The organism is Streptomyces sp. NPDC002088, assembly GCF_040296605.1.
Taxonomy (GTDB): Bacteria; Actinomycetota; Actinomycetes; order Streptomycetales; family Streptomycetaceae; genus Streptomyces.
In genome coordinates this window covers 338053-350636 of the sequence record NZ_JBEOXO010000001.1, presented here as the reverse complement: position 1 = coordinate 350636, position 12584 = coordinate 338053, and the positions used below count along the sequence as shown (strand labels likewise).

The following is a 12584-nucleotide window of genomic DNA, read 5'->3' as shown; positions in this document are numbered from 1 at the left end:
CTCCCTGCCGGGTGTGCTGACGTCCTCAGGTCGCCGGGCGCCCGGGCCCGAGGTCGTAGACGGCGGTGGCGGTGCCCTCGTACAGTCGCGCGCGCTCGGCGGCGCCGAGGTGGGCGGTCAACTCGTGAACGGCGCCCACCACTTCGGCGTAGGTCGCGGCCAGCGTGCACACCGGCCAGTCCGAACCGAACATCAGCCGGTGCGGGCCGAAGGCGTCCAGCACGGTGTCCGTGTAGGGGCGCAGGTCCGCGGGGCGCCAGGTCTTCCAGTCCGCCTCCGTGACCAGGCCCGACAGCTTGCAGACCGTGTTGGGGAGGGCGGCGAGGGCACGGACGGCGGTGGCCCACGGCTCCCGCTCGCCCGAGGCGACGGGCGGTTTGCCCAGGTGGTCGAGGACGAAGGTGAGCCCTTCGTGGCCGGCGGCGGCCTCGGCGCAGGCGGGGAGCTGGTGCGGCAGCACGACGAGGTCGTAGACCAGGCCCGCCTCCGCGACGGCGGTGAGGCCACGGCGTACGTCCGGACGCAGCAGCCACTGCGGATCGGGCTCGCCCTGGACCTGGTGGCGGATGCCCTTGAGGTACTGCCCGCCGGGGAGTTCACGCAGCCGGGCCAGCTCGTCGGCCACGTCCGGGCGGGTGAGGTCGGTCCAGCCGACGACCCCGGCGATCAGCTCGCGCTCGGCCGCGAGGTCCAGGAACTCCGGAGTCTCCTCCGGCACGGTGATCGTCTGGACGAGGACGGTGCGGTCGACGCCGGCCGCGCGGGCCTCGGGTTCGAGGTCGTCGACGGTGAAGTCGCGGCGCAGCGGCTGGAGTTCGGGGCCGGTGATCCAGTCCTGGTCCCGGACGGAAAGGTCCCAGACATGGTGGTGCGCGTCGACGGTCACGGCAGCTCCCCGACGACGGGCAGCCCGGCGTCGGCGCCCTCGCGGGAGTAGTCGTGCGGCACGTCCAGCAGTTCGGCCATCCGTGCCTGCCAGGTCGCGAGGTCGGTGCCTCCCCCACGCTCGGCTCCGCTCGCGCCGGCCTCGTACGCGGCCACACGGTCCGCGCGGACCCTGGTGTGCAGGGCGGCTCTCATGACGGCTCCTCGCCGGGTACGGGGGCGTCGGCGGGGAGGTGGCCGGTGTCCCGCAGCTCCTGCCAGAAGGACGCGGGCACGGGCGTCAGGAACTGGTCGGCGCAGTCGTGGACTTCGTACGCCGAGCGGGCGCCGACGAGGACGCTCGCGACGGCCGGATGGGCGGCACAGAAGGCGAGCGCGGCGGCACGCAGGGTGGTGCCGTGGCGGTCGGCGACGGACTTCAGGTGCAGGGCGCGGTTCAGCAACTCGGTCGGCGCCTGCGCGTAGTTGTACGTCGCTGTCGGCTTCGGGTCCGCCAGCAGGCCGGAGTTGAAGGCGCCGCCGACGACGACCGAGGCGCCGCGGGCGACGGCCGCGGGCAGGAGGTCGGTGAGCGCGCTCTGGTCGAGCAGGGTGTAGCGGCCGGCGCACAGCACCACGTCGACGTCCGTGTCGCGGACGAAGCGCGCGAGCATCTCGGCCTGGTTCATGCCCACGCCGATCGCGCCGACCACGCCCTCCGAGCGCAGCTTCTCCAGCACCGGATAGCCCTCCCGGAAGGCCTGTTCGGCGTGGTCGTCGGGATCGTGGAGGTAGACGACGTCCACGCGGTCGAGGCCGAGCCGTTCCAGGCAGGCGTCCAGGGTGCGTCGTACGCCGTCCGCGCTGAAGTCCCACACGCGGTGGTGCGTGGCGGGCACGGCGAAACCGTTGGCGAGGTCGTCGCCCGCGCCGTCGGACGGTTCCAGACGGCGGCCCACCTTGGTGGAGACGGTGTACGCCGAGCGCGGGTGCTCGCGCAGGGCGGCGCCGAGTCGGCGCTCGGACAGTCCCAGGCCGTAGTGGGGCGCGGTGTCGAAGTAGCGGACGCCCCGCTGCCACGCGGCGTCCACGGCCTCGTGCGCCTGCTCCTCGCCGACCTCGGTGTACAGGTTGCCGATGACGGCGGCGCCGAAGGCCAGGTCGGTGACCTCGACGCCGCTGCGGCCGAGCGTGTTCACCGCTGTCCCGCCGGGCGCAGCCGCAGGCCCTGCATGCCGCCGTCGACCGCGAGTGACGTGCCGGTGGTGGCGGCGGACAGCGGGCTCGCCAGGTAGGCGATGGCGCCCGCGACCTCGGCCGCGGTGACCAGGCGGCCGGTGGGCTGGCGGGCCTCCAGGGCGGCGCGTTCGACGGCCGGGTCGTCGGCCGCGTCCAGCAGGCGGCCGATCCAGGGGGTGTCGGCCGTGCCGGGGTTGACGCAGTTGACGCGGATGCCCTCGCGGATGTGGTCGGCGGCCATGGCGAGGGTGAGGGAGTACACGGCGCCCTTGGTCGCGCTGTAGAGCGCCCGCTGCGGCAGGCCCGCGGTGGCCGCGATGGAGCAGGTGTTGACGATGGCCGCGTGCTCCGACGCGCGCAGGTGCGGCAGGGCGGCCCGGGCCGTGCGGACCATGCCGACGACGTTGACGTCCAGAACACGGTGCCACTCCGTGTCGTCGTTGTCCTCGACGGTGCCCTGGGCGCCGATCCCGGCGTTGTTGACCAGTACGTCGAGTCCGCCGAGGTCGGCAACGGCCGCGGCCACCGCCTCGCGGACGGACGTGTCGTCGGTGACGTCGGCCCGGTAGCCGAGCAGGGGCTTCTCCACCGACGAGGGGTCCAGGTCGAGGACCGCGACCTGGGCGCCCCGGGCGGCGAGGAGTTCCGCGGTGGCCCGGCCGATACCGGAGGCGCCGCCCGTCACCAGCGCCTTGAGTCCGTCGAAGTCGGTCATGCCGCCTGTCCCTTCTGCGGGTCGAGGTCGGCGGCCCAGAAGGTGCCGCCGGGGAACGTGTACCGCGCGATGGACTCGGGCCGCATGGTGGCCGAGAAGCCCGGCGCGGTGGGTGCCGTGTAGTGACCCTCGCGGATCACCACCGGGTCGAGGAAGTGGTCGTGCAGATGGTCGACGTACTCGATGACCCGGTCGTCGGTGCTGCCGGAGAGCGCCACGTAGTCGAACATCGAGAGGTGCTGGACGAGTTCGCACAGGCCGACACCGCCCGCATGCGGGCAGACCGGTACGCCGAACTTGGCCGCGAGGAGCAGGATGGCGAGGTTCTCGTGCACGCCGCCGACGCGGGCCGCGTCGATCTGGACGATGTCGACGGCGCCGGCCTGGAGCAGCTGCTTGAAGACGATCCTGTTCTGGACATGCTCACCCGTGGCCACCTTCACCGGGGCGACGGCCCTGCGGATCGTCGCGTGACCGAGGATGTCGTCGGGGCTGGTGGGCTCCTCGATCCAGTAGGGGTCGAACTCGGCGAGGGCCTTGGTCCAGGTGACCGCCTCGTCGATGTCCCAGCGCTGGTTGGCGTCGATCGCCATGCGGATGCCGGGGCCGATCACCGAGCGGGCGACCCGGCAGCGGCGTACGTCGTCCGCCAGGTCCGCGCCGACCTTCAGCTTGATCTGCCGGAAGCCGTCGGCGACCGCCTGGGTGGCGAGCCGGGTGAGTTTCTCGTCGTCGTAGCCGAGCCAGCCGGCGGAGGTGGTGTAGGCGGGGAAGCCGCGCTCCAGCAGGCGGCCCCTGCGTTCCTCCGCCCCCTCTCTCCCCCGCCGCAGCAGGTCCAGGGCCTCCTCGGGCGTCAGCGCGTCCGTGAGGTAGCGGAAGTCGATCTGGCGTACGAGCCAGGCGGGGTCGGCGTCGGCGAGGAGCTGCCACAGCGGCTTCTGGGCGCGCTTGGCGGCGAGGTCCCACACCGCGTTGACCACCGCCCCGATCGCCATGTGCATCACACCCTTCTCGGGGCCGAGCCAGCGCAGTTGGCTGTCGCCGATCAGGTCACGGTTCAGGATGCCGGGGTCGGCGCACAGTTCGGCCACGTCCCGTCCGACCACGTGCCCGCGCAGCGCCTCGATCGCGGCGACCTGCACCTCGTTGCCCCGCCCGATGGTGAAGGTGAACCCGTGCCCCTCGTGCCCGTCGGCCGCGTCGGTGCGCAGGACGACATACGCCGCCGAGTAGTCCGGGTCCGGATTCATCGCGTCGGAGCCGTCGAGCTCGCGCGAGGTGGGGAAACGGATGTCGTAGGTGTCGACCGCGGTGACGCGGGCGGGAGACGGGGACACGGAAGGCCTTTCGGTCGGTTGCGGGGTACGGCGGGGCGGGAGTGGAAGTCGGAGTCAGTCCTGGGCGCGTCCCGTCGTCACTCGGGCGATCATCAGGGCGACCAGGATGATTCCGCCGTAGACGGCCTGGATCCAGGAGGACGGGACCTGGGCGAGGGTGAGCACGAGATTCGTCGGCTCCGCCGTCCGTTCCGCGATCCGTTCCGCACTGTCAGCTCCTCGTTGAGCGTGATCGAGCAGTTGCCCGCATATTTATCAGACCACTTCGGGCCCGCAACACCCTCTGGCGGCAAATCCCCCCGGTTTCGAGGCATAGTGGTCCGACCACATCCGTGGCTAGACTGCGGCGCACCGGCGAAAGAGGGAGTGGCGTGGACGAGACCCTGACACCGGGGGCGGAGACCGGGGCCGCTCCGCGAAAGGGCACGGTGACGCAGCGTGCCATCGAGCGGATCAAGGCGATGATCGCGGAGGGCCTGCTGGAGCCGGGCCAGCGGCTGCCGACGGAACGGGATCTCGCGGCCCAACTGGGCATCTCCCGCAGCTCGATGCGGGAGGCGATCCGCGCGCTCACGGTCATGGGCGTCCTGGAGGCCCGGCACGGCTCCGGCATCTACGTCACGCAGCTGGAGGCCGGCGACCTGCTGGAGACCTTCGGTGTGGTCGCCGATCTGTCCCGGGGGCCGCGCCTGGTGGAGTTGCTCGAGGTGCGCCGGATCCTGGAGTCCACGGCGACCGCGCTGGCCGCCGCGCGGATCACGCCGGACCAGCTGGCCGAGGTCGAGAAGCATCTGACGGCGATGAACGCGACGGACGACCCGGAGGAGATCCTCGCCCACGACCTGGCCTTCCACCGCGAGATCGCGGCGGCCGCCGGAAACGACACCATGACCGCCATCCTGGAGGGCCTCTCCTCACGCACGTTCCGCGCCCGCGTCTGGCGCGGCTACCAGGAAGAGGGCGCCTTCACCCGCACCCGCCGCGAACACGCCGCCATCCACCGGGCGTTGTCGGCGCGCGACCCGGAGGCGGCCCGGGCAGCGGCGGCCGCGCACGTGGGCGAGGTGGAGGAGTGGCTGCGGGCGCAGCTCGGAGAGCGGAACGGACCGGCGTAGCCTCCGGACCCACGGCCGCCGAGAGGCGCTCGCCCACCGACGACGCTCGCCTCTTCTGGAGACCGCGGTCGCGGCCGCGCTTCCCCCGCTGGAGCCCGCTGCCGGCGAATTCCGTACCGGCGTGTATCGGCAGGCGGTGGACAGCTTCGCCCGGCACCCGAGGCTCGTCTCCAGGTGGCGACCCGGGTGGGGAAGATCATGCTGGGCGGCCGGGGCTGAGGAGAGCGGCACCGAGAACTGATCACTACCTCTCGACGCGGGGCGTGCCCGGGTGCAGAGTTCTCCCTACGTACTCGCCAGTAGCACCACTCCGCCTCAAGGAGCGCCCGTGACCAGCTGGGTCGGCCGGACCGCCGCAGAGATCGCCGCCGCCGTACGCGAGAAGCGGGCCACACCCCGCGAGGTGGTGGCCGAGCACCTCGCCCGTATCGAGCGTCTCGACGGCCGCGTCGGAGCCTTCCGTACCGTGCGGGCCGAGGCGGCGCTCGCCGAGGCCGACGAGGTGGCCGACCGGGCCGACCTGGACGGACTGCCCCTCGCGGGGGTACCGGTGGCCGTCAAGGACAACCTCGCCGTGCGCGGCGAGTCCACCCGGGTCGGCTCGGCGGCGACGCCCGACACGCCCGCCGCCGAGGATCATGTCACCGTGGCCCGGCTGCGGGCGGCGGGCGCGGTGGTCGTGGGCCTGACGAACGTGCCGGAGCTGTGCATATTCGGCACGACGGAGGGCGTCCACGGCACGGCCCGCAATCCGTGGGACACCTCGCGCACGGCGGGCGGTTCGTCGGGCGGCAGCGCGGCCGCGGTCGCGGCCGGGATGGTGCCGGTCGCCCTCGGCAACGACGGCATGGGCTCGCTGCGCATCCCGGCGGCCAACTGCGGCCTCGTCACGATCAAGCCGGGCCATGGGGTCGTGCCCGCCGGCATCAGCGACGGCGACTGGTTCGGCATGTCCGAGAACGGACCGCTGGCCACGACGGTCGAGGACGCACGCCTGATGTTCTCGGTCCTCGCGGACACGGAGATCGTCCGCGAGGAGGAGCCCGGCAAGCGCAGGATCGCCGTCTCGGTGCGCAGCCCGCTGGCCGGCGTCACCATCAGCACGCCGTACGCGACCGCCGTGCGAGAGGCCGCCCGGCTGCTGGCCGGCGCCGGTCACCAGGTGCGGCGCGCCGAGCCGCCGTACCCACTGTCGCTCGGGGTCACCTCGCTCGCGCACTGGACGGCGGGCTCGGCCGTCGACGCGCGGGGGCTCGACCCGCGGCTGCTGGCCCGGCGCACCCGGGTCCACGCCACGGTCGGGCAGCGGTTCCTGAACGGGGTGCGCACCGGTGAGGGCCGCGAGCGGCTGCGTCGGCGGCTGGAGCCGTTCTTCGCCGAGCACGACGTGCTGCTCACCCCGGCGCTCGCCCGCCGCTCCCCCCGGTCGGCGCCCTGGCACGACCGGGGCTGGCTGCGCAACGTCCTGGCCAACACGAACTACTCGCCGCTGACCCCGCCGTGGAATCTCACCGGCTGGCCCGCGATGACGGTGCCGTTCGGCACGCTGCCCTCGGGCGCCCCCACCGCCGTACAGCTGGTGGGGCTTCCCGGGTCGGAGGCGGAACTGCTGCGGCTGGCGGAGCAGCTGGAGGAGCTGCGTCCGTGGCGGCGGACGGCGCCGCTCGACTGAGCGGACACGGTCAGAGGGCCTTGTACATGATGTGCAGTCCGACGAGGCCGTGCCGGGGATGCTCGTACGCCTCCGGCACGGTGCCCAGGATCGTGAAGCCGAGTGAGCTCCACAGCTGCACGGCGGGGTTCGTCTCGACCACGGCGTTGAACACCATGCCTCGGTAGCCGGCCGCCTTCGCCTCGGTCAGGATGTGCTCGGCGAGGGCGCGGCCGATGCCACGGCCGGCCTGGTCGGGGTCGACCATGAAGCCGGCGTTGGCGATGCCGGCGGCTGGGCCGGCGTAGTTGGGGCTGACGAAGGCGGAGCCGACCACGGCCCCGGTCTCGTCCTCGGCGACGTACACGCGCTTGGCCGGGCTCATCCACAGGGCGCGGGCCGCCTCCTCGGAGGTGTCCGGGTCCCAGGTGTAGGTCTCGGCGGCGGCAACGATGCGGTGCCAGAAGGGCCAGATACGCGGCCAGTCGTCGGCCGCGGCTTCTCTGATCAGCATGGGCGTGAGTCTCGCACGCCCATGCGTCCGGCGATCGCGATGGCCCTGCCCGGGGAGGGGTCAGTCCACGCTGGGCAGGATGTGGGGCTCGGCGAGGTCGTCCTCGTAACCCGCCAGGCGGATCGGGGCGGACCGGGCCCACACGTCCAGGCTGCCGAGCTCTCCTGGCCGGCGGCCCGTGCGCTCCGGGCGTTCCTTGGGGCGCTCCTCGCGATTCGTCTTCTCTGGTGTCACCGCGCACTCCTTATGTGTCGGTCACCCTCGGGACGTACCAGCCGATTCTCCGGCCTCTTCATCGACGCCCGCTCGGGACTTGCTGTAGGCAGTTCGGACGCGGTGGCGCCGGTTGACGGACCTCGGGTGTGGGTGGGACCCCTTGCTGCTGCCCGTCCGCTACAGACTAACCAAATGAGCGGGGCAGCGCTCAGCGGGGCTGAAAACTTGGGGTAACTATCGCAAGTCACCCGTGCACATCACCCTTTGATTCAAACTCTTTGTCCCATTTTCTGCCTTTCAGTAATCACCCGTTCGGCCTACGTCGGCGAAAGTGACTTCGAGACGGCCGGGCAGTTCAGGTGCCGTTGGCCCGATGGAAAGCAGGCCATGATCTGGTGACGTACCGCAACGGCTGTCTCGCGGGAGGACCGACGCATGGAGCTGCGCAGCGTCGAGGAGCTGATGGACCTGCTGTACGCCTGCCGGGGCGTCCGCGACACCCGGATGCCCGGCGGCAGCCCGGTCGACCTGCACGAGCACGCGCTGCGGACGGCCGCGCTGCTGCGCCGCAGCCGGCCCGCCGACAAGGAACTCCAGGTGACCGGCCTGGTGCACCCCATCGGGCAGCTGCTGCGGCCGGGCGACCCGGCCACGCAGGCCGACCACGCGGCCGACGCCGTGTGCCTGCTGCTCGGCGACCGGGTCGCACGCCTGGTGCGCCGGCACCCGTGGCACGGCGCTCCCGCCGACGACGACCTGGCGAGCCTGCGCCACGCGGACGAGGAGGGGCGAACCGCCGACTTCGACGCCGGGGTCCTGGAGGACTGGCGCACCGTCCTGGAACTGGTCGCCGGGCGGCACTCGACGCTGAGGACCGCGGACTGAGAGCTGCCGGTGACTGAGGGTCGTCGACTGAGGACCGTCGGCTGAGGACCGTGGACCGAACGCCGTCAACGGAGGGCCGTCGACGGTGGGCTGTCGACTGAGGGCTGTCGACGAAGGACTGTCGACGAAGGACCGTCGACGAAGGACTGTCGGCTGACGGTCCGTCATGAGACGGTACGTCGATGACGTCGTCCTACGAACTGGCGGGCCGGGCCGCCGTCGTCACCGGAGGCACGCGCGGGATCGGACTGGCGGTCGCCCAGGAGCTCGCCGCGGCCGGGGCGCGTGTGTGCGTGACCGGGCGTGACGCCGATGCCGTGCGGCGGACCGCCGAGGAGCTGGACGGCATCGGGCTCGCGGGCAGTGTGGCCGACCCCGCACATCCGCAGGAGCTGACGGAACTGGTCCTGCGCGAGTTCGGCCGGATCGACGTCGTGGTCAACAACGCGGCGACGAACCAGCCGTACGGGCCGCTCATGGACGTCGACCCGGATGCGTGGCGCGAGGCGTTCGCCGTCAACGTCGAGGCGCCGCTGCGGCTGGTGCAGTGCGCGTGGCGGGCGTGGCTGCGCCGGCACGGGGGCGCCGTGGTCAACGTCTGCACCGAGGGTGCGGGGCATGTCGGTCCGAACGTCGGCGCCTACGGCACCGGCAAGGCGGCCCTGCTGCACCTCACCGCGCAGCTCGCGGGCGAGCTGGCGCCGAAGGTGCGGGTCAACTCCGTCTCCCCCGGCCTCGTCCGTACCGAGATGGCGCGGTTCGTGTGGGAGCCGGGTGAGGCGGAGGTGGCCGCGGGGCTGCCGATGGGCCGGATCGGGGAACCGGAGGACGTCGCGCGGGCCGTCGTGTGGCTGGTCTCCGACGCGGCGGCCTGGATCACCGGGGCCGATCTGCTGGTGGACGGCGGGACGCGGGTGCGGGCCGCGCACTCCTCAGGGGCGTACGCGGTCCACGATCGGCTGCGCCGGGCTCACCACTTGCCCGGCGCGTAGTCCTTCAGGAAGACGCCGTACAGGTCCTCGCCCGCCTCGCCGCGCACGATCGGGTCGTAGACGCGGGCCGCGCCGTCGACCAGGTCGAGGGGGGCGTGGAAGCCTTCGTCGGCCAGGCGCAGCTTGTCGTAGTGCGGGCGCTCGTCGGTGATCCAGCCGGTGTCGACCGAGGTCATGAGGATGCCGTCGGTCTGGAACATCTCCTGGGCGCTGGTGCGCGTCACCATGTTCATGGCGGCCTTCGCAGCGTTCGTGTTCGGGTGACCCGCGCCCTTGTAGCCGCGGCTGAACACACCCTCCATCGCCGAGACGTTGACGACGTACGCGCGCTCGGCGGGCGCCCTGCGCGCGGCCTCGGCCATCAGCGGCCGCAGCTTGCTGATCAGGATGAACGGCGCCGTGTAGTTGCACAGCTGGGTCTCGAGCAGCTCCACGGGGGAGATCTGCTCGATGGTCTGCACCCAGGTGTTGCTGTCGACGACGTCGGGAACCAGGCCACCCGCGTCGATGGCGGTGCCTTCACGGTGCCGGACCACGCTGGCGTTGCCGGCGACCAGGGCGAGGTCGGCCACCTTCTGCGCGTCCAGCCCGGTGACACCGACGGGCAGCGCGGTCAGTCCGTCGACCGCGCCGGAGTTGAAGGCGCCGATGACGTGGCGGGCGGGCAGTTCACCGGCCGGCAGCGGGGCGCTCTCGCTCTCGACGAGCGCGGCGTACGCGGAGGGCAGGCGACGCACGGTCTGGGTGGCGTTGTTGATCAGGATGTCGAGCGGGCCCTGCTCGGCCATCTGGTCGGCCAGGGCCACGGCCTGGGCCGGGTCGCGCAGGTCGATGCCGACGACCTCCAGGCGGTGGATCCAGTCCGCCGAGTCGTCCATGGCCTTGAAGCGGCGGATCGCGTCGTTCGGGAAACGGGTCGTGATGGTGGTGTGGGCACCGTCACGCAGCAGCCGCAGCGCGATGTACATGCCGATCTTGGCGCGGCCGCCGGTGAGCAGCGCGCGCTTGCCGGTGAGGTCGGTGCGAGCGTCGCGGCGGGAGCGGTTCAAGGCGGCGCAGTTCTGGCAGAGCTGGTGGTAGAAGTAGTCGACCTCGACGTAGCGGGTCTTGCAGGTGTAGCAGGAGCGCGGGCGCTGGAGTATCCCCGCGATCTGGCCCTCCTCCGTCACCGACGACGGCAGGATGCCCTCGGTCTCGTCGTCGATGCGCTGGGCGGAGCCGGTCGCGGTGGCCTCCGTGACCGCCCTGTCGTGCGCGGTCTTGGAGGCCCGGCGCTCCTGGCGGCGGCGCTGCTTGACCGTGCGGTAGATGCCCGCGGTGGCCCGGCGCACGGCGATCGCGTCGGGGTGGTCGACGTCCAGCTTGTCGAGTTCCTCGAGCACGCCGAGGCAGACGGCCAGCCGCTCCGGGTCGATACCGGGTCCGTACACCACCTCGTCCGTGGTCGTCGTGCCGTCCTGCGTCACCGTCATCGCGCTGCCGATCCCTGGGTCCCGTCGCGGCGCTCCGACCGCGCTCGCTTTCGAACGAGGAATTCTACGGAGCGCCCGACCCCGGGACCAAAACCGGCGACGGTCAAGGACCGCAGGCCGTGATGAGCGTCTCCACCTCCTCGGAGAGCGCACGGGCGAACCGGTCCAGGTCCGGTACGGCCTTCGCGTCGGCGACCAGCCCGTAGTGGACGCGGCCGCGGTAGGTCGAGACGGCGACCGCCAGGGACTGGCCGCGGGCGAGCGGGGCCAGGGGGTAGACAGCGGTGATGGGGTTGCCGCCGAGCTTCAGGCCGAGGCTGGGCAGCGGAACGCTGGTGACCAGGATGTCGAACCAGAGCCGGGCCGCCTGGCTCACCAGCGGGCCGCCGAGCCGGTGGCCGAGCGCGGGCACATGGTCGGCGAGCAGGGCGACCGCTCCTGCGCCGCGCTGCGGGCCCGCGTCCTTGTTGCGGTCCATGGCGGCACGGACCGTGCCGAGCCGCCGGAGCGGGTCCGGGTCGCCCACGGGCAGCCGTATCAAGTAGCCCGACAGCCGGTTGCCCTGCGGGTGCGCGGTGCGCGGGCGGCGCCGGGAGACGGGGATGAGCGCGCGGGGCGCGACGCCGTCGCTGCCGTCGCCGCGCTCGTCGAGCCAGCGGCGCAGCGCGCCGGCGACGACGGCGATGAGGACGTCGTTGACGGTGCCGCCCACGGCCTTGCGGACGCGGTGCACGTCGTCGAGGTCGAGCACCACTCCCGCGGTGCGCCGGGTGCCGGTGGACTCTGCGGTGAGCGCCGGGACGGGGCGCATGCCCAAGGTGGACACGGCGACGGAGGCGCCGATGTCCAGGGCCCGGCCCGCGTCGGACAGGGCGCCGCGCAGCAACTCCGGCAGCTTGCGCACGTCGGGCAGCAGGCCGCGCGGGGGCGGCTCCGTGGGGCGCGGCCGGGGTGCGGGCATGTCCATGGGGTCGAGGACGGCGGCGGCGAGCGTCAGCGCCCGCAGGCCGTCGGCGAGGGCGTGGTGGAACTTGAAGAGCACGGCGAAGGAGACACCGTCCTCGCCCGGCAGCACATGCGCCTCCCACGGCGGCCGGCCGCGCTCCAGCGGGCGCTCCATGAGCCGGCCCGCGTCGGCGTGGAAGTCGGCGGTCGGGGCGTGCAGCCGGACGTGCTGGAGGGGGTCGAACTCCGGGTCGGCCTCACGGGCGGCGCCGCCGAAGGCGAAGGGCCTGCGCAGGCCGAGCGGCTGCCACACGTCCCGGATCCGCATCCGCAGCCCCGGCACGGCGGCCGCACGGGCGGCGAGCAGGTCGGCCGCGTGTGCGCCGGCGGTGGGCGAGCGGGCCGAGAAGACGCCGAGCGCGCCGATGTGCATGGGGTGCTCGGCGGACTCGATGTTCCAGAACGCCAGGTCGAGAGGGGCGAGCAGGTCGGAAGTCAATGGCTTGCCTCGCGTCGACGACGGGACGGGTGAACGTAGTCAATCGCCCGTTGCCGATTACGGTCAAGCGCGATCAGGCTACGCACAGTAAACAGCGGATTAAGTCCCGGTCACGTAACCTCACCAACCCCGCTGGTCAC

General features: G+C 72.6%; 13 protein-coding genes and 1 pseudogene. 4 read left to right on the top strand and 10 right to left on the bottom strand.

Features of this window, described 5'->3' with window-relative positions; translation table 11 throughout:
* Positions 1-25 precede the first annotated feature (25 nt).
* From ABT114_RS01585 to ABT114_RS01560, 6 genes and pseudogenes are all read right to left on the bottom strand, one after another.
* Positions 26-886 carry an amidohydrolase family protein gene (locus ABT114_RS01585; protein ID WP_351137366.1) on the bottom strand — a complete coding sequence of 287 codons (861 nt, stop codon included), beginning with the start codon at positions 884-886 and terminating at the stop codon, positions 26-28.
* Positions 883-1080 carry a hypothetical protein gene (locus ABT114_RS01580; protein WP_351137364.1) on the bottom strand — a complete coding sequence of 66 codons (198 nt, stop codon included), beginning with the start codon at positions 1078-1080 and terminating at the stop codon, positions 883-885. Before ABT114_RS01580 ends, ABT114_RS01585 begins: the two co-directional genes overlap by 4 nt.
* Entirely contained in the window at positions 1077-2063 is a 987-nt protein-coding gene (locus ABT114_RS01575; RefSeq protein ID WP_351137362.1) for an aldo/keto reductase, read from the bottom strand. Before ABT114_RS01575 ends, ABT114_RS01580 begins: the two co-directional genes overlap by 4 nt.
* Positions 2060-2818: an SDR family NAD(P)-dependent oxidoreductase gene (locus tag ABT114_RS01570; protein ID WP_351137360.1), complete on the bottom strand. Its 759-nt coding sequence runs from the start codon at positions 2816-2818 to the stop codon at positions 2060-2062. Before ABT114_RS01570 ends, ABT114_RS01575 begins: the two co-directional genes overlap by 4 nt.
* The gene (locus ABT114_RS01565; protein WP_351137358.1) at positions 2815-4155 is read right to left on the bottom strand and encodes an L-fuconate dehydratase; all 1341 of its coding nucleotides are present in this window, start codon (positions 4153-4155) and stop codon (positions 2815-2817) included. The genes ABT114_RS01570 and ABT114_RS01565 overlap by 4 nt, the downstream gene beginning before the upstream one ends.
* 54 nt (positions 4156-4209) lie before the next feature.
* Positions 4210-4320, bottom strand: a pseudogene (locus ABT114_RS01560) (ABC transporter permease); the annotation flags it as partial.
* Between the two features lie 206 nt (positions 4321-4526).
* Here ABT114_RS01560 and ABT114_RS01555 point away from each other — a divergent pair.
* Positions 4527-5270 carry a FadR/GntR family transcriptional regulator gene (locus ABT114_RS01555; protein WP_351137356.1) on the top strand — a complete coding sequence of 248 codons (744 nt, stop codon included), beginning with the start codon at positions 4527-4529 and terminating at the stop codon, positions 5268-5270.
* Between the two features lie 328 nt (positions 5271-5598).
* Complete coding sequence (locus ABT114_RS01550; protein WP_351137354.1) at positions 5599-6942, top strand: amidase; 1344 nt, start codon at positions 5599-5601, stop codon at positions 6940-6942.
* A gap of 10 nt (positions 6943-6952) precedes the next feature.
* Here the strand turns inward: ABT114_RS01550 and ABT114_RS01545 are convergent, their stop codons facing one another.
* Positions 6953-7435, bottom strand: coding sequence for a GNAT family N-acetyltransferase (locus tag ABT114_RS01545; protein ID WP_351137352.1), 483 nt, complete (start codon positions 7433-7435; stop codon positions 6953-6955).
* A 60-nt stretch (positions 7436-7495) separates the two neighbouring features.
* Positions 7496-7669 carry a hypothetical protein gene (locus ABT114_RS01540; protein WP_351137350.1) on the bottom strand — a complete coding sequence of 58 codons (174 nt, stop codon included), beginning with the start codon at positions 7667-7669 and terminating at the stop codon, positions 7496-7498.
* Positions 7670-8086: 417 nt separating this feature from the next.
* Here ABT114_RS01540 and ABT114_RS01535 point away from each other — a divergent pair, with 417 nt between their 5' ends.
* Both ABT114_RS01535 and ABT114_RS01530 read left to right on the top strand, forming a co-directional pair.
* Positions 8087-8536, top strand: a complete 450-nt coding sequence (locus ABT114_RS01535) for a hypothetical protein (protein ID WP_351137348.1) — start codon at positions 8087-8089, stop codon at positions 8534-8536.
* Between the two features lie 182 nt (positions 8537-8718).
* Positions 8719-9528 carry an SDR family oxidoreductase gene (locus ABT114_RS01530; protein ID WP_351137346.1) on the top strand — a complete coding sequence of 270 codons (810 nt, stop codon included), beginning with the start codon at positions 8719-8721 and terminating at the stop codon, positions 9526-9528.
* Here ABT114_RS01530 and ABT114_RS01525 read toward each other — a convergent pair.
* Both ABT114_RS01525 and ABT114_RS01520 read right to left on the bottom strand, forming a co-directional pair.
* A complete protein-coding gene (locus ABT114_RS01525; RefSeq protein ID WP_351137344.1) occupies positions 9507-11000 on the bottom strand; it encodes an SDR family NAD(P)-dependent oxidoreductase in 1494 nt (497 codons plus the stop codon). The genes ABT114_RS01530 and ABT114_RS01525 overlap by 22 nt on opposite strands.
* 103 nt (positions 11001-11103) lie before the next feature.
* Positions 11104-12444, bottom strand: coding sequence for a wax ester/triacylglycerol synthase family O-acyltransferase (locus ABT114_RS01520; RefSeq protein WP_351137342.1), 1341 nt, complete (start codon positions 12442-12444; stop codon positions 11104-11106).
* Positions 12445-12584 lie beyond the last annotated feature (140 nt).

Coding starts and splice junctions, on each gene's coding strand:
- ABT114_RS01580 (WP_351137364.1), bottom strand. CDS start 1,080: ATGAGAGCCGCCCTGCACACCAGGGTCCGCGCGGACCGTGTGGCCGCG.
- ABT114_RS01570 (WP_351137360.1), bottom strand. CDS start 2,818: ATGACCGACTTCGACGGACTCAAGGCGCTGGTGACGGGCGGCGCCTCC.
- ABT114_RS01545 (WP_351137352.1), bottom strand. CDS start 7,435: ATGCTGATCAGAGAAGCCGCGGCCGACGACTGGCCGCGTATCTGGCCC.
- ABT114_RS01535 (WP_351137348.1), top strand. CDS start 8,087: ATGGAGCTGCGCAGCGTCGAGGAGCTGATGGACCTGCTGTACGCCTGC.
- ABT114_RS01530 (WP_351137346.1), top strand. CDS start 8,719: ATGACGTCGTCCTACGAACTGGCGGGCCGGGCCGCCGTCGTCACCGGA.
- ABT114_RS01525 (WP_351137344.1), bottom strand. CDS start 11,000: ATGACGGTGACGCAGGACGGCACGACGACCACGGACGAGGTGGTGTAC.